At 74.2% G+C, this 14934-nt stretch carries 14 protein-coding genes; 6 read left to right on the forward strand and 8 right to left on the reverse strand.

Annotated elements, in window-relative coordinates:
• Positions 1-40: 40 nt before the first annotated feature.
• Entirely contained in the window at positions 41-1030 is a 990-nt protein-coding gene (locus tag NQU55_RS08170) for a LacI family DNA-binding transcriptional regulator (RefSeq protein ID WP_168092904.1), read from the reverse strand.
• 189 nt (positions 1031-1219) lie between these two features.
• Here NQU55_RS08170 and NQU55_RS08175 point away from each other — a divergent pair, with 189 nt between their 5' ends.
• On the forward strand, positions 1220-2191 hold the full coding sequence (locus NQU55_RS08175) for an ROK family protein (RefSeq protein ID WP_168092898.1): 972 nt from the start codon (positions 1220-1222) through the stop codon (positions 2189-2191).
• A 242-nt stretch (positions 2192-2433) separates the two neighbouring features.
• Entirely contained in the window at positions 2434-3471 is a 1038-nt protein-coding gene (locus tag NQU55_RS08180; RefSeq protein WP_168092897.1) for an NUDIX hydrolase, read from the forward strand.
• A 51-nt stretch (positions 3472-3522) separates the two neighbouring features.
• On the opposite strand, the gene NQU55_RS08185 is transcribed toward NQU55_RS08180, so the two are convergent.
• Positions 3523-4920 (reverse strand): dipeptidase, encoded by a 1398-nt coding sequence (locus NQU55_RS08185; RefSeq protein ID WP_168092896.1) that lies wholly within the window; start codon positions 4918-4920, stop codon positions 3523-3525.
• Positions 4921-5097: 177 nt separating this feature from the next.
• On the opposite strand from NQU55_RS08185, the gene NQU55_RS08190 reads away from it, so the two are divergent.
• The 3 genes from NQU55_RS08190 to NQU55_RS08200 all read left to right on the forward strand — a co-directional run bounded on the left by NQU55_RS08190 (position 5098) and on the right by NQU55_RS08200 (position 8374).
• Positions 5098-6327 (forward strand): geranylgeranyl reductase family protein, encoded by a 1230-nt coding sequence (locus tag NQU55_RS08190; RefSeq protein ID WP_256790162.1) that lies wholly within the window; start codon positions 5098-5100, stop codon positions 6325-6327.
• A gap of 99 nt (positions 6328-6426) precedes the next feature.
• A complete protein-coding gene (locus NQU55_RS08195; protein WP_168092894.1) occupies positions 6427-7653 on the forward strand; it encodes a sensor histidine kinase in 1227 nt (408 codons plus the stop codon).
• A gap of 58 nt (positions 7654-7711) precedes the next feature.
• Positions 7712-8374 carry a response regulator gene (locus NQU55_RS08200; protein WP_168092903.1) on the forward strand — a complete coding sequence of 221 codons (663 nt, stop codon included), beginning with the start codon at positions 7712-7714 and terminating at the stop codon, positions 8372-8374.
• A 94-nt stretch (positions 8375-8468) separates the two neighbouring features.
• On the opposite strand, the gene NQU55_RS08205 is transcribed toward NQU55_RS08200, so the two are convergent.
• Positions 8469-9368, reverse strand: a complete 900-nt coding sequence (locus tag NQU55_RS08205; RefSeq protein ID WP_168092893.1) for a DUF2797 domain-containing protein — start codon at positions 9366-9368, stop codon at positions 8469-8471.
• Positions 9369-9446: 78 nt separating this feature from the next.
• A complete protein-coding gene (locus NQU55_RS08210) occupies positions 9447-10667 on the reverse strand; it encodes an MFS transporter (protein WP_168092892.1) in 1221 nt (406 codons plus the stop codon).
• A gap of 17 nt (positions 10668-10684) precedes the next feature.
• Here NQU55_RS08210 and NQU55_RS08215 point away from each other — a divergent pair, with 17 nt between their 5' ends.
• Positions 10685-11905, forward strand: a complete 1221-nt coding sequence (locus NQU55_RS08215) for an ROK family protein (RefSeq protein WP_168092891.1) — start codon at positions 10685-10687, stop codon at positions 11903-11905.
• 139 nt (positions 11906-12044) lie between these two features.
• On the opposite strand, the gene NQU55_RS08220 is transcribed toward NQU55_RS08215, so the two are convergent.
• The 4 genes from NQU55_RS08220 to NQU55_RS08235 all read right to left on the reverse strand — a co-directional run bounded on the left by NQU55_RS08220 (position 12045) and on the right by NQU55_RS08235 (position 14855).
• The gene (locus NQU55_RS08220) at positions 12045-12596 is read right to left on the reverse strand and encodes an NUDIX hydrolase (protein WP_308402207.1); all 552 of its coding nucleotides are present in this window, start codon (positions 12594-12596) and stop codon (positions 12045-12047) included.
• Positions 12593-13714 (reverse strand): NAD(P)-binding domain-containing protein, encoded by a 1122-nt coding sequence (locus NQU55_RS08225; protein WP_256790163.1) that lies wholly within the window; start codon positions 13712-13714, stop codon positions 12593-12595. The genes NQU55_RS08220 and NQU55_RS08225 overlap by 4 nt, the downstream gene beginning before the upstream one ends.
• A gap of 293 nt (positions 13715-14007) precedes the next feature.
• Entirely contained in the window at positions 14008-14424 is a 417-nt protein-coding gene (locus NQU55_RS08230) for an ATP-binding protein (protein WP_168094232.1), read from the reverse strand.
• Positions 14421-14855, reverse strand: a complete 435-nt coding sequence (locus NQU55_RS08235) for a hypothetical protein (protein WP_168094231.1) — start codon at positions 14853-14855, stop codon at positions 14421-14423. The genes NQU55_RS08230 and NQU55_RS08235 overlap by 4 nt, the downstream gene beginning before the upstream one ends.
• Between the last annotated feature and the right edge of the window lie 79 nt (positions 14856-14934).

A 14934-nucleotide genomic window follows, 5' to 3' on the forward strand; every position in this document is an offset into this window, starting at 1 on the left:
GTTCGACTGCGGCTCCGTCGTGCGAGCTCGGCCGTTCCCCTCAGCCTTCCGCGGGGGGCAGTTCGCCCGAGCCGCGGACGATCAGACGGGTCGGCAGCTCCACCCGCTGCGGCGGCTCCGCCACCCCGTCCAGCCGGCGGAACAGCCGCTCGGCGGCGGTGCGGCCCAGCCGGGCCGCGTCCTGGGCGACGACGGTGACGCCGGGGGAGAGCAGGTCGGCCAGTTCGAGGTCGTCGAAGCCCACGAGGGCGACCGGGCGGGGCGAGCGGGCCAGGACGCGCACGACCGTGGCCGTCACCCGGTTGTTGCCGGCGAACAGCGCGGTCACCGGCTGCGGCGCGGCGAGCATCCGTTCCGCCTCGGCGCGCACGCGCTCGGGGACCGTGGGGCCCAGGGACACCCAGGACTCGTCCACGGGCAGGCCGGCGGCGGCCATGGCGGCGCGGTAGCCGCGCAGCCGCTCCGTGGCGGTGTGGATGCGCGGGCGGTCGCCGATGAAGCCGATGCGGCGGTGGCCGTGCGCGACGAGGTGGGCGACGCCCTCGCGGGCGCCGCCGAAGCTGTCGGAGAGCACGACGTCGGCGTCGGTCATTCCGGCCGGGCGGTCGACGAAGACCGTGGCGATGCCCGCCGCGATCTCCGGTTCGAGGTAGCGGTGGTCGTCACCGGCCGGGATGATGATCAGACCGTCGACCCGGCGGGCGCAGAAGGCCAGTGCGAGCTCCCGTTCACGCTCCGGGTCCTCCGCGCTGGAGCCGTTGATGAGCAGGGCGCCGTGGGCGCGGGCGACCTCTTCGACGGCCCGGTTGAGGGGCGCGTAGAAGGGGTCGGCGAGGTCTTCGAGGACGAGCCCGATGGAGGCGGTGCGGCCCTTGCGCAGGATGCGGGCGCTGTCGTTGCGCCGGAAGCCCAGGGCTGTGATCGCGTCCTGTACGCGCCGCTCGGTGTCGGGGGTGACGCCGGGCTCTCCGTTCACGACCCGGGAGACGGTCTTCAGGCCGACGCCGGCGCGGGCCGCCACGTCCTTCATCGTCGGGCGGGCGCCGTATCGGGGGGAGGGGCTGCGGGCGGGCTGGGCGCTGCTCGACACGGGTGCTCGTCCTTACCAGGGGCCGGTGCGGGGTGACGTCGAGCATAGAGCCTAGACAACGTTGTCAGATCCGGACAGACTGGCCTCCGCAGCGCCCGCACCCCTGCCCCACCAGGAGAGATCGTCCCCATGCGCACCGACTTCGCCGACCTTGTCGCGGCCCTCGACATCGGCGGTACCAAGATCGCGGGCGCGCTGGTGGACGACCGCGGCCGGCTGCTGGCCCGCGCGCAGCGCCCGACCCCCGCGCACGAGGACGGCGCCACGGTGATGGGCGCGGTGGCGGAGGTGCTGGAGGAGCTCGGGCGCGCGGCGCAGTGGCCGCGCGTGCGGGCCGTGGGCATCGGCAGCGCCGGACCGGTGGACGCGGCCCGGGGGACCGTCAGCCCCGTCAACGTTCCCGGCTGGCGGGATTACCCCCTGGTCGCCGAGGTGGCGCGGCGGGCGGACGGGCTGCCGGTGGTGCTCGTCGGCGACGGTGTCGCGATGACGGCGGCCGAGCACTGGCAGGGCGCCGCCCGGGGGCGCGCGAACGCCCTGTGCATGGTGGTGTCCACCGGCGTCGGCGGCGGCCTGGTCCTGGGCGGCCGCCTGCACCCCGGTCCCACCGGCAACGCGGGCCACATCGGGCACATCAGCGTCGACTTCGACGGCGACCCCTGCCCCTGCGGCGCCCGCGGCTGCGTCGAACGCATCGCCAGCGGGCCCAACATCGCCCGCCGCGCGCTGGAAGCCGGCTGGCTCCCGGGCCCGGACGGCGACCGGAGCGCGGCGGCCGTCGCCGCGGCCGCGCGAGCGGGGGACGCCGTGGCCCGTGCCTCCTTCGAGCGGGCCGCCCAGGCCCTGGCCGCCGGCATCGCCGCGACCGCGACACTGGTCGAGGTCGAGGTCGCCGTCATAGGCGGCGGCGTGGCGGGCGCGGGGGACGTCCTCTTCGCCCCGCTGCGCGCGCGCCTGCGCGACTACGCGACGCTGTCGTTCGCGGCGGGCATCGAGGTGCTGCCCGCCGAACTGGGCTCCGACGCCGGCCTCGTGGGGGCCGCCGCGGCGGCCGCGCAGCACCTCGGGCTGTGGACCGCCCGGGAGCCCGGCCCGGCGTAGCACTTCCGCGCACGAGGAGCCGTGCCCGGCGTAGGCCTCCCGCGCACGAGGAGCCGTGGCCCGGCGTAGAACGCGCCGGACAGTGGCGGTAGGCGCCGCTGCCGTGATGGACGCAGCCGGAAGCCCGGGCGGGGGCCCGCCCCTTCCGGCGTGCGGGGACCCCCGGCACCGTGCCGCTCACACGCGTTTCCGTGGCAAGGTGTTCCGGGCACTTCACAGGGGTCTACGGAGAAGGGGGAACCGTGATCGTCTGGCTGAACGGCGCGTTCAGTGCGGGGAAGACCAGCACGGCCAGGGAACTGACCGAGCTGATCCCGGACAGCACCCTCTACGACCCCGAGGTGATCGGCGGGGCGCTGCAGTACCTGCTGCCGCCCAAGAGAATGGGCGAGGTCGGCGACTTCCAGGACCTGCCGGTCTGGCGGCGGCTGGTCGTCGACGCGGCGGCCGCCCTGCTCGCCGAGGTCGGCGGGGTGCTCGTCGTCCCCATGACCCTGCTGCGCCAGGAGTACCGGGACGAGATCTTCGGCGGGCTCGCCGCACGCCGCATCCCGGTGCGACATGTGCTGCTGGCTGTCGACGAAACGATCCTGCGCGCCCGGATAGCAGGACGCGAGGAGTTCGCGGACGACCCCGACCGCAGCGAGTCCGTCCGGCAGTGGGCACTGGACCACATCGCCCCCTACCGCGAGGCGCTCCCCTGGCTCCATGCCGACGCCTACGCCGTCGAGACCGGCCGCCTGACGCCGCGTGAGGCGGCCGAGCGGGTCGCGGACGCCGTGCGCAGCGGCGCCGCGGGGGCGTGCGCCATCGTGCAGACCCCCGAGCCGACGGCCGAGACGCTCGCCGCCGGGGTGCTCCTCTTCGACGAGGAGGACCGCTTCCTGCTGGTCGACCCCACGTACAAGCCGGGCTGGGAGTTCCCCGGCGGTGTGGTCGAGCCCGGCGAGGCGCCCGCCCGCGCCGGGATGCGCGAGGTCGCCGAGGAGATCGGCATCCGGCTCGCCGAGGTGCCCCGCCTGCTGGTCGTCGACTGGGAGCCGCCCAAGCCGCCCGGCTACGGCGGCCTGCGGTTCCTCTTCGACGGCGGGCGGCTGGCAGGAGCCGACGCCGGCCGGCTCCTGCTGCCCGGCTCCGAACTGCGCGGCTGGCGGTTCGTCACCGAGAGCGAGGCGGCCTCCCTGCTGCCGCCCGTGCGGCTGAGCAGGCTGCGCTGGGCGCTGCGCGCCCGCGAACAGGGGCGCCCGCTCAATCTTGAGGCGGGCGTCCCCGTCGGGTGAGCCCCCGGGCGCCGGGACCGGGCCGCGGAGCCCGGCCCCGGCCGCGGGACGTCAGCGCTTGCTCTCCGCGTAGTTGCCCAGGAACAGGGCCTCGGCCAGGGAGAGCCGCTCCAGCTCCTCCGGCGAGACGCTCTCGTTGACCGCGTGGATCTGCGCCTCGGGCTCGCTCAGCCCGATCAGCAGGATCTCCGCCTCCGGGTACAGCGCGGTGAGGGTGTTGCACAGCGGGATCGAGCCGCCCATGCCGGAGATCTGCATCTCCTGGCCCGGGTAGGCGATGCGCATGGCGTCGGCCATCGCCGTGTAGGCGGGGCTGCCGGTGTCCGCGCGGAACGCCTGCCCCTGGCCGATCTGCTCCACCGCGACGCGCGCGCCCCAGGGGGCCGCCGCCTTCAGGTGCTCGCCCAGCAGCTTCGTCGCCGCGGCCGCGTCCGTGCCCGGGGGCACGCGCAGGCTGATCAGCGCCCGGGCCCCGGCGTGGACCGAGGGGGTGGCGCCGATGACCGGCGGGCAGTCGATGCCGAGAACGGTGACGGCGGGGCGCGCCCACAGCCGGTCGGCGACGGTGCCCGAGCCGATCAGCTCCACGCCGTCGAGCACCTTGGCGTCCTTGCGGAAGTCCTCCTCGGGGTACTGCATGCCCTCCCAGCTCGCCGCCGCCTCGGCCTCCAGGCCGGTCACGGTCGTCGAACCGTCCTCGGCGCGCAGCGAGTCGAGCATGCGGATCAGCGCCGCCAGGGCGTCGGGCGCCGCGCCGCCGAACTGGCCCGAGTGCAGGTTGCCGCCCAGGGTGTCCACCTGGACGCGGACGAGCGTCATGCCGCGCAGCGTCGCGGTGGCCGTGGGCAGGCCCACGCGGAAGTTGCCGGCGTCGCCGATGACGATGCTGTCGGCGGCCAGCAGCTCCGGGTGCGCCGTGGCGTAGCGCTCCAGGCCGCCGGTGCCCTGCTCCTCCGAGCCCTCGACGATCATCTTCACGCTGACCGGCACGCCGCCGTGCTCCTTGAGCGCGCGCAGGGCGGTGAGGTGCAGGACCACCCCGCCCTTGCAGTCGGCCGCGCCGCGCCCGTACCAGCGCCCGTCGCGCTCGGTCAGCTCGAACGGGGGCGAGAGCCAGGCGGCCTCGTCCAGCGGCGGCTGCACGTCGTAGTGCGCGTAGAGCAGCACGGTGGGGGCGCCCGCCGGGCCGGGGAGGTAGCCGTAGACGGACTGGGTGCCGTCGGGGGTGTCGAGCAGGGCGACGTCCTCGAACCCCTCGGCCCGCAGGGCGTCGGCCACCCAGCCCGCGGCCGCCTCGCACTCGCTCCTGGGGAACTGCGCCTCGTCCGCCACCGACCGGAAGGCCACCAGCTCGGCCAGTTCGGTCCTGGCGCGGGACTGCAGCGAGGCAACGGTCGCCGCCAGTTCGGCCGGGACCGGCCGGGGGTGGTGGTTCGAGGACGCTTCCATGGAACGCTCCTTGTGGACGCGGCGTTGTATCCGTACGTATGGGCGATTGTGCCGTTCGATCCTCCCACGCCCGCCTTCCGCTGTGCCCACGGGCTTCCCGTGGCGGCGGCGCGAGGGGCTGGCCGTAGGATGCGGGCGGTAGCCGTAGCCGGTGATCGAGCGGGAGTAGAACCACAGGTGAGCAGCGACAACGCAGCCGAGGGCGCGGAGCGGGACGCGGGCGGGGGCCCGGAGCAGGTGTGGGACGTCGTGGTGGTGGGCGCGGGGCCCGGCGGGGCCTCCGCCGCGCACGCCGCCGCCTCCACGGGCCGCCGGGTACTGCTCCTGGAGAAGGCCGAGCTGCCGCGCTACAAGACGTGCGGCGGCGGCATCATCGGCCCCTCGCGGGACGCCCTGCCGCCCGGCTTCGAACTTCCCCTGCGCGACCGCGTCCACGCCGTCACCTTCTCCCTCAACGGGAAGCTGACGCGCACGCGCCGCTCCAAGCGGATGCTGTTCGGCCTCATCAACCGGCCCGAGTTCGACGCCGCCCTGGTCGAGGCGGCCAAGGACGCCGGCGCCGAGGTGCGCACGGGCGTGACGGTCTCGCGCGTGGAGCAGCACGGCCCGGCCGTGCCCGACCGGCGCACGGTCGCCGTGGTCCTCTCCAGCGGCGAGACCGTCCTCGCCCGCGCGGTCGTCGGGGCCGACGGCAGCGCCGGGCGCATAGGGGCACACGTGGGGGTGAAGCTCTCCCAGGTCGACCTCGGCCTGGAGGCCGAGATCCCCGTGCCCCCGACGGTCGCCGAGGACTGGGCCGGGCGCGTGCTCATCGACTGGGGCCCGATCCCCGGCAGTTACGGCTGGGTCTTCCCCAAGGGCGACACCCTCACCGTCGGCGTGATCTCGGCCCGCGGCGACGGCTCCGCCACCAAGCGGTACCTGGAGGACTTCATCGCCCGCCTCGGCCTCGCGGGCTTCGAGCCGAGCATCTCCTCCGGCCACCTCACCCGCTGCCGCTCGGACGACTCCCCGCTCTCCCGCGGCCGCGTCATCGTCTGCGGCGACGCCGCGGGCCTGCTGGAGCCGTGGACCCGCGAGGGCATCTCCTTCGCCCTGCGCTCGGGCCGGCTGGCGGGGGAGTGGGCGGTCCGCATCGGCGAGGCGCAGGACGCGGTCGACGCCCGCCGTCAGGCCCTCAACTACGCCTTCGCCATCAAGGCCGGGCTGGGCGTGGAGATGGGCGTCGGCCGCCGCATGCTCGCCTTCTACGAGCGCCGCCCCGGTCTGATGCACGCCGCGCTCACCGGCTTCCGCCCGGCGTGGCACGCCTTCACCCGGATCACCCGGGGCACGACCACGCTCGCGGAGATCGTGCGCACGCACCCGGTGGCCCGGCGCGTGCTGTCGGCGGCGGACCGCCCGTAGTTCCCGGACCGGGGGCAGGCCCCCTACTCCCGGTGGAGTAGACGCGCCCACCGCGTACGGCTGACGCGGCGGGCGCCGCCGCCGACTAGCTTTGCCCGTATGGGGAGCGAGAGACGGGCGCCGTGGGCGCGGGAGCGCGGTGCCGAGCCGCCGTGGGAGCGGTGGCTCGCCCGCCCGGCGGGCCGCCTGCCGTGGGCCTCCACGCTGGCCGTCGCCGCCCTCCAGCAGGTCGGCAGCCACTACGCGGCGCTCAACCAGCCCGACCGGGCGCCGCTGGACTCCTTCGCCCGGGTGCTCCTCGCGGCAGGCCCGGCCTTCCTTCTCCTGCGCCACCGTCACCCCACCCTCGCCGTCTTCGGCACCTGCTTCGTCACCGCGCTCTACCTCGGCGGCGGCTATCCCTATGGCCCGGTGTTCGCCTGCGTCGCCGTCAGCTGCTTCACGGCGGTCGTCGCCGGGCGCCGCCGGGCCGTGTGGTGTGCGGTCGGCCTGCTGTGGGCCGGGCACCTTCTCCTCTCCCACTGGCTGTACCGGTGGCTGCCGCCCGGTGGTGACGGGCCGGCTCCCTGGGGCGAGGAGTGGGCGCCCGCTGCCTGGGCCGTCGCCGTCGCCGTCGTCGCCGGGGCCGAGGTCGTGCGCGTGCGGCGCGAGCAGTGGGCCCAGGCCCGGGCCGAGCGGGCCGCTGCGGAGCGCCGCCGTGCCGACGAGGAGCGGCTGCGCATCGCGCGCGAGCTGCACGACGTCCTCGCGCACAGCATCTCCGTCATCAACGTCCAGGCGGGGGTGGGGCTCGCCCTCATCGACAGCCATCCGGAGCAGGCCCGGGCCGCGCTCACCACCATCAAGGCCGCCAGCAAGGAGGCGCTGGGCGAGGTCCGCCAGGTGCTCGACACCCTGCGCACCCCCGGCGACGCGCCCCGTTCCCCGGCCCCCGGGCTCGACCGGCTGCAGGAGCTGGTCCGGCAGGCGGCCGGGGCCGGGCTGGAGGTGCGGGTCGCGGCCGAGGGCCCGCGGCGGGGCCTGCCGCCGGGCGCCGACCTCGCAGCCTTCCGCATCGTCCAGGAAGCCCTCACCAACATCGTCCGGCACTCCGGCTCCCGCACCGCCGAGGTGCGCCTGCACTACGGGCCGGACGCGCTCGAAGTGACCGTCGACGACGAAGGGCCCGCGCTGGCGGGCACGGTCACCGGTGGGGGCAACGGCCTGGTCGGGATGCGCGAGCGGGCCGCGGCCCTGGGCGGCACCGCCGAGGCCGGGCCCCGGCCGGACGGAGGCTTCCGCGTACGGGCCCGGCTGCCGCTGACTTCTTCGCGCAAGGAGACGTAGTGAAGGGGATCCTGTGGGCGACGGAGGTGCCGTGCACGAGGGAGACGCCGTGACCGAGATCCGGGTGGTGCTCGCGGACGACCAGCTGCTCGTCCGCGCGGGCTTCCGCGCCCTGCTGGACGCCCAGCCCGACATCGCCGTCGCAGGCGAGGCCGCCGACGGTGAGCAGGCCCTCGCCCTCGTGCGCGAACTGCGGCCGGACATCGTCCTCATGGACATCCGCATGCCCGTCCTCGACGGCCTCGCTGCCACCCGGCGGATCACCGGGGATCCGGCCCTGGCGGACGTGAAGGTCATCATGCTCACCACCTTCGAACTGGACGAGTACGTCTTCGAGGCCATCCGTTCCGGCGCCTCGGGCTTCCTGGTCAAGGACACCGAGCCGGAGGAACTGCTGCGTGCGGTGCGGGCCGTGGTGCACGGGGACGCGCTGCTCTCGCCGGGCGTGACCCGCCGCCTCATCGCCGAGTTCGCCGCGCGGTCCAAGGAGCCCGCCGAGGCGGCGGGCCTTGCGGAGCTGACGGACCGCGAGCGGGAGGTGATGACGCTGGTCGGCATCGGCCTGTCCAACGAGGAGATTGCGCGGAGGCTCGTCGTCAGCCCTCTGACCGCCAAGACCCACGTCAGCCGTGCCATGGTCAAGCTGGGGGCCCGCGACCGGGCCCAGCTCGTCGTCCTCGCCTACGAGAGCGGGCTCGTCCGGCCCGGCTGGCTGGGCTGACCCCGCGCCTGCACCTGCTTGTGCACCCGCTCCTGCACCTGCTCCTGCTTGTGCACCCGCTTCTGCGCCCGCTCTTCCTGTGCGGCGGGTCCTGTCAGAAGAGGGCCTCCGGGCCGGCGGTCTCGGGCGGGCGTACGAGCACCTCCGCCGTCGTCCGCGCCCCCGGCGCCGCCGCCGTGAGCGCCCACCCGGCCAGCTGCCGTGCGTCCACCAGCAGTTGCCGCCCGTCCGCCGCGTCCAGATACAGGTCCGGTCCCGCCACTCCGGCGACGCTGCCCGATATCGTGCACCCGGGCGCGAGCACGACCGTCCCGCAGCCCGGCCGCAGCCGGTCGAGGTGGAAGACCGCGTCGTGGTGCACGGGGGCGAAGGGCAGCACGGCCAGCGATTCCGGCAGCGTGCCGAGCCCGCACGCCTGCGCGTGCAGGGCGGCCAGTTCGGCCGTCCGCGGCTCCTGGGCGGGTGCGGGGCACCGGGCGGCCCGCTTGGCGGCGTAGGGGATGCGGTCGGGAACCGAGAGCGCCGCTCCGAGCACCGCCTCCGCACGGCGGGCCGCCATCAGCGGCCCGCGCCCCAGCAGGGCGTAGGACAGCGCGCCCTGTTCGAGCAGGCGTCTCCCTTCGCGCTCGGCCGCGGTGATGCCGACCTTGACCGCTCCCGGCACCGACCACGCCAGGTACACGTCGTACGGGCGGGGGTCGTCGAGGGCGGTGTCGGCGGCGACCGAGTGCGAGCGGTCCAGCCGTGCGCATTCCGCGCACTGCGACGAGACCGCCGGGGCCGGCACCTCCGCGCCCACCGGGCACGGCGTGCGCCGGCCGGCCCTGCGGACACCCACGCAGCGCCGTGCGGCGCCCGTCGTGAAGGCGATCGGACGGCCTGCGGGCAGCGGGGTGCCGCGCTCGCCGTGCACGGGGTGCAGCCAGGCCAGCGAGGGCCCGGCGGGCCCCCAGCGCAGCCCGCCGCACCGCCAGTCCCCCTGCTCGGTGCTCATGGCCCACCCCTTCCGTCCACGCCTTCGGATTGTGTCAGCTCCCACTGACAACGCCGCCCGCCCGCGGGCAGGCCCGCCTCAGCGGACGCCGGCGACCGTGCGGCGGGTGGTGTAGGCGACGACCGCCGCCACGGCTGCGAGGGCCGCGACGGTGGTCAGCGCCACGGGCAGCGACGAGGCGTCGGCGAGGAGGCCGATGACTGGCGGCCCGAGCAGCATGCCGCCGTAGCCGAAGGTGGAGGCCGCGGCCACGCCAGCCGGGCCGCCCAGCTCCCCGGCCCGTCCGACCGCGACGGGGAAGGCGTTGGCCAGCCCCAGGCCCGTGATCGCGAAGCCGGCGAGCGCGGCCCAGACGGTGGGCGCCAGCGATCCGAGCAGCATGCCGGCGGCGGCCGCGGTCCCGCCCGCGACGAGGGTCGCGGTCTGGCCGAGGCGTTCGAGCAGCACGGTGCCGCTCAGCCGGCCGAGGGTCATGGCGAGCGCGAAGGCGGAGTAGCCGGCGGCCGCGACGCCCGCGCGGGCACCGAGGTCCTGCTGCAGGTGCAGCGCGCCCCAGTCCGCGAGCGCCCCTTCGCCGTAGGCCGTGCACAGGGCGATCACGCCGAAGAGGGCGACCGTGCGCCGCCCGCGACCGGAGCGGCTGCCGTCCGCCGCGGCGGCGGTCTCGGCCCGCTCGGTGCGCGGCGCCGGGTGCGCCAGGAGGATGCGCCCTGCGACGGCGGTGACGGCGAGTCCGATGAGGCCCAGGAGGAGCAGGTGGCGGGTGGGGGAGAGGTGTCCGGCGACGAGGCCGCCCAGGCCCGCGCCGAGCATTCCGCCGAGGCTGAACGCGGCGTGGAAGCCCGGCATCACGGGCCTGCGGAGCGCGGCGACGAGGTCGACGGCCGCGCTGTTCATGGCGACGTTGATGCCGCCGTAGGCGGCCCCGAAGACGAGCAGGACGAGGCCGAGGGCGAGCGCCGAATGCGTCAGGGGCGGCAGCGCGATGCCCGCGGACATCAGCACGGCGGCGGCGACGGTCACCGGGTGGCTGCCGAACCGTCGGCACAGCCGTCCGGTCAGCACCATGGTGGCCACCGCGCCCGCCGACACGCCGAGGAGGGCCATGCCGAGGGCGCCCGCGGAGGCCCCGGTCTGCTCCTTGATGGCGGGGATGCGGACCACCCAGCCGGCGAAGAGGAAGCCGTCGAGGGCGAAGAAGAGGGTGATGGCGATGCGGAGGCGGCGGAGGGCGGGCGCGGCCGGAGCCGGGCGCTGATCGCCCCGAAGGGCCGTCCGTATTTTGTTTAGCGTCGGCACAAAGTCAGAATAGGGGTGTGACCCAGACTCGGACAACACGTTTGGAGCGGGGCCGCGGCGCCCTCGGCCCGGCCCTGGAGCTCGTACACACCGGCCGCGCCCCCACGCGCGCGGTGCTCACCGCCGAACTCGGGGTGACGCGCGCGACCGCGGGAGCCGTCGCCGCCGAGCTGGAGGCCCTCGGACTGATCACCGTCGACGCCCGCCCCGCGGCGGCCGGCTCCCAGGGCCGCCCCTCGCACCGGCTGTCCGTCGCGACCGGCGGACCGGTGGTCCTCGCCGCCCAGATCCACGCCGACGGCTTCCGCGCCGCTCTCGTGGGCCTCGGCGGCCGGATGGTCGCCACCGCGCCCGGCTGCATGACCGTCCCCGCCGACCCGTCGCACATCATCGACGCCGTGGTCGAGGCCGGGGCCGGACTGCTGCGCGAGACCGGCCGCCGCTGCCTGGGCGCGGGCCTCGCCGTCCCCTCGGCCGTCGCCGAACCGGAGGGCACGGCCCTCAACCCGCTCCACCTGTCCTGGCCCGCCGGCGCGCCCGTTCGCGAGCTGTTCACCCAAGCCCTGGCCAAGGCAGGGATCCCCGGCCCGGGCGGCGTCACCGCCACCGGCTCCACCGGCAACGACGTCAACCTCGCCGCGCTCGCCGAACACCGGCACGGCGCCGGCCGCGGCTCCCGGCACCTGCTGTGCGTGGCCACGGGCCACCGTGGCGTCGGCGGGGCGCTCGTCCTCGACGGCCGCCTGCACAGCGGCAGTTCCGGCCTCGCCCTGGAGGTCGGCCACCTCACCGTCAACCCCGCCGGTCTGCCCTGCCACTGCGGCAGCCGCGGCTGCCTGGACGTCGAGACGGACCCGCTCGCCTTCCTCACCGCGGCCGGCCGCACCCCCGGCCCCGAGGTCTCCCTCCTGCAGCAGGCCCGCGACCTGCTCCGCACGGAGTACTCCGACCCGGCCGTGCGCACCGCCGCCGAGCTGATCGTCGACCGGCTCGGCCTCGGCCTCGCGGGCCTGGTCAACATCCTCAACCCCGACCGCATCATCCTCGGCGGCCTCCACCGCGCCCTGCTGGACGCCGACCCCGAGCGGCTGCGCGCCGTCGTCGCCGACCGCAGCCTGTGGGGCCGCAGCGGCAGCGTGCCGATCCTGCCCTGCACCCTCGACTACAACAGCCTCATCGGCGCGGCCGAAGCCGCCTGGCAGCCCGTCCTCGACGACCCGCTGGCGGCCCTGGGCTGACGGGCGCCGGAGGGGTGGCAGGTAGTTTGTTCAGAATATGCCGGTAGGAGGCAGATTCTTGAGAACGTCTCCCGGCCATAGACCTATGGCAACCAGATGGCCGATCCCGTTTCGGGGACCGGCCATCTGGTTGCTTGGATCAGCGAGCTGTATTCGCGATGCGGCGTCGGAGCTGCTCATCGCTGATGGTGTCCGGGTGTCGCCAGGCGGCGTCAATGACCTCTTCGGTCTGGAGCCTGTGGACCTCGACGCCAGTGCGGAAGAGGAACCGGAAGTCGATGTGCTGGTGGTCGGGCTCGCCCTTGGTCTCGTTGGCCGGGATGGGGTGGACGTCGATGTGGACGGGCCGGTCCACCACGGCTGTGACGGATTCGGCGGGGATGCCGGTCTCCTCGGAGAGCTCGCGCAGTGCCGCCTCGATGAGAGTCCCGTCCTGGGCTTCGAGGTGGCCGCCGGGCAGTAGCCACTTGTCCAGGGCCAAGTGATGGATGTGGAGGATGTGCCCGTCCGGGCGGGTGAGGACGGCTCCGGCGGTGGCGTGGCCTCGGAATTCCTTGCGGCTGGCCAGGTCGGCGCCGTCGTCCAGGAGGCCGAGGATGGGGGTGAGGGCGGGCTTCTCGTCGGGGTGCTCGTCGAGGTAGCCGTGGATGGTGGTGCGGATGTGGTCTGCCGTGATGGCCAAGTCGATCACCTGTTGAAGTAGGAGAGCCAGGTCGCCGCGATCGCGGCTCGGTCGTCCGGGCTGACCTCGTGGAGACCGGGGGCCAGGTCAGCGCGGGTGAGCATACTGATCGCGGCCAGGATCTCGGCCTGGACCAGGAAGATGAAGGGTCCGACGCTCGCGCCGTGCAAGAAGTTGACGGCGTTGCCGCTGTTGGCGAGGTAGAAGTAGTGGCCAGTGGTCTGGTAGCGGGTGACGTGCTCGCCGACCATCGTGCGGGTGTAGACGTCCGGGAGGGCGTCCAGTTCCAGCTCGTCCTCCTTAGAGGTGACGGTGGCGACGTAGGCGCCGTTGCGCAGGTGGGGGAAGTCCTCGCCCTTGAGGGACCGGGCGCCGGTCGCGCAGAGCACCAGGCCGGCGGTGGCCAGGGCGGCCTCGCGGTCGCGGGTGACGGCGAAGCCCTGGGAGAGTGCATGGGTGCGGCGGACGGGATCGATGTCGCAGACGGTGACCTGGACGCCTTTGGCGTGCAGGAGCCGGGCGATGGAGGAGCCGAGTTTTCCGAAGCCGATGACCAGGGCCGGGCGGCCGTAAAAGATGTCGCCTCGGTCGCGCATGACGGCTTCGGTGGAGAAGACGACCGACTGACCGACGAGGAAGTCCTCGGGGGCCTTCAGTGGTGAGCGGGCGACCGAGACGACAGGACAGGGCAGTTTGTCGAGCTCCAGGTAGCGGCGGTGGCCGTTCTCGGTGTCTTCGATGACGCCGAGGAGCCGGCCGGTGAAGCGGCTGTGCAGCTCCGTCAGGGCGGGGGCGAAGTAGCCGCCGACGTCCAGCAGGACCACGGGTTCGCCGGCCGCCCGGGCCTCCAGGTAGTCCAGGGCGATGTCAGGGTCGGTGAACAGCTCGCGGGAGAGCGTGTCGCAGGGGATGGTCTGTTCGACCTCGCGTTGGGCGGCGGGGTGGACGGACTTCGGTTTAGGCAGCACGGCTCGCAGCCGGGTCATCGAGGCCACCGCGCGGACGAAGCCGGGACGTTCGACGAGCAGGTGGGTGATCAGGAACGAGGTGGCCTGGTCAGTGGGGGTGAAGTGGGTGGCGATCTTGGAGAAGTAGGCGTCCAGCCGGGCGCGCTCGAAGGGTTCCATGGCAGTTCCCTCTCGGTTGAGTGTGGGGTCGTGCATGGGGCCCGCCCAGGCAGCCGTCAAGGTCGGCGAGGCCATCCCGTCCGCCGACGAGTGGGCCAAGGCTGGCGGCGACGGCGCCGCATGCGGGTCTCGATCGCGGCGGAAGTGTCGTGACTGGTGTCCAGGCGAGTAAGCCAGCAAGATGTGCGCGATGTCCTGCCCATTGGGGCCTGTGCCCGACCACGTCCAGGCGCTGACCGAGGACAGCAGGCTCGGGCTGGGCCCAGTGGACGGCGCGAGCGTCAGGGCGCGGGTCAGCATGGCATCTCCTGTGGGACGGCCGCGATGCGAAACCGCGACCAGACGATCTTTCCGGAAGGCCGGCCGGGCTCGACGCCCCAGCCGACCGAGAGGGCGGCGACCAGGTGCAGACCTCGACCGGAGGTCATGGTGCGGGTGGACGAGCGCCATTCGGGCCAGAGGGGCTGTTCGTCGTGGACTTCCAGGTGGAGGTACTGGTCGTCGGCGATCAGCCGGACCAGGAAGTCGTCGTCCATGCCGTGGACGACCGCGTTGGTCGCGAGCTCCGAAACACACAGCCGGACGTCATCAGCGAGGGCGTCCAGGCCCCAGGCCAGGAGCGACTTGTCGGCGAAGTCGCGGGCCAGACCGACGGAGACGGGAGCCGAAGCGAAGAACCTCTGATCGACTGCGGGCTTGCTGTCGCTCATGACTCGCGCTCCAGTGCTGGTGCGGGTCCGTGCCCACGCTTCCGGGTCTGGGAACCCTCTTCACCGAGGCGCTTGCGGCGGGACGGACCAGGGGTTTCTTTGCGGGCAAGCAGCAGCCGGGCTCCGGTCGCCGCGATGCGTTTGCCCCTCGCTGTGGCTATGGCCCTGGGGCCCAGGTGGGAGGCGGAGGGCAGCACGACTCCGTAGGTGCCGGGCATTTCCAGTGCGTCCATCAGCCCGGTGAAGACCGCCGAGTTCACCGTGGTGACGCGCTCAGTGAACAGTCCGGACAAGGTCAGCTCATGCTGGCGGCAGTACCCGGCCAGCGAGTCCTTCAAGGCTTTCTGACGGGCCGTGGAGACATTGACCAGCCGCAGGAAGCCATAGACGACCGGGCCGCTGACGCGGCGGTGCTCGGTAAGGGGTTCCATGAAGAGTGACCGCCCAAGAGATCCAGGAGACGAAACAGGAAGGCCGCCCCGGGCAATGAAGGGGCTGTGACCTGTGAGT

It is taken from the genome of Streptomyces telluris (genome assembly GCF_024519335.1).
Classification (GTDB): domain Bacteria; phylum Actinomycetota; class Actinomycetes; order Streptomycetales; family Streptomycetaceae; genus Streptomyces; species Streptomyces telluris.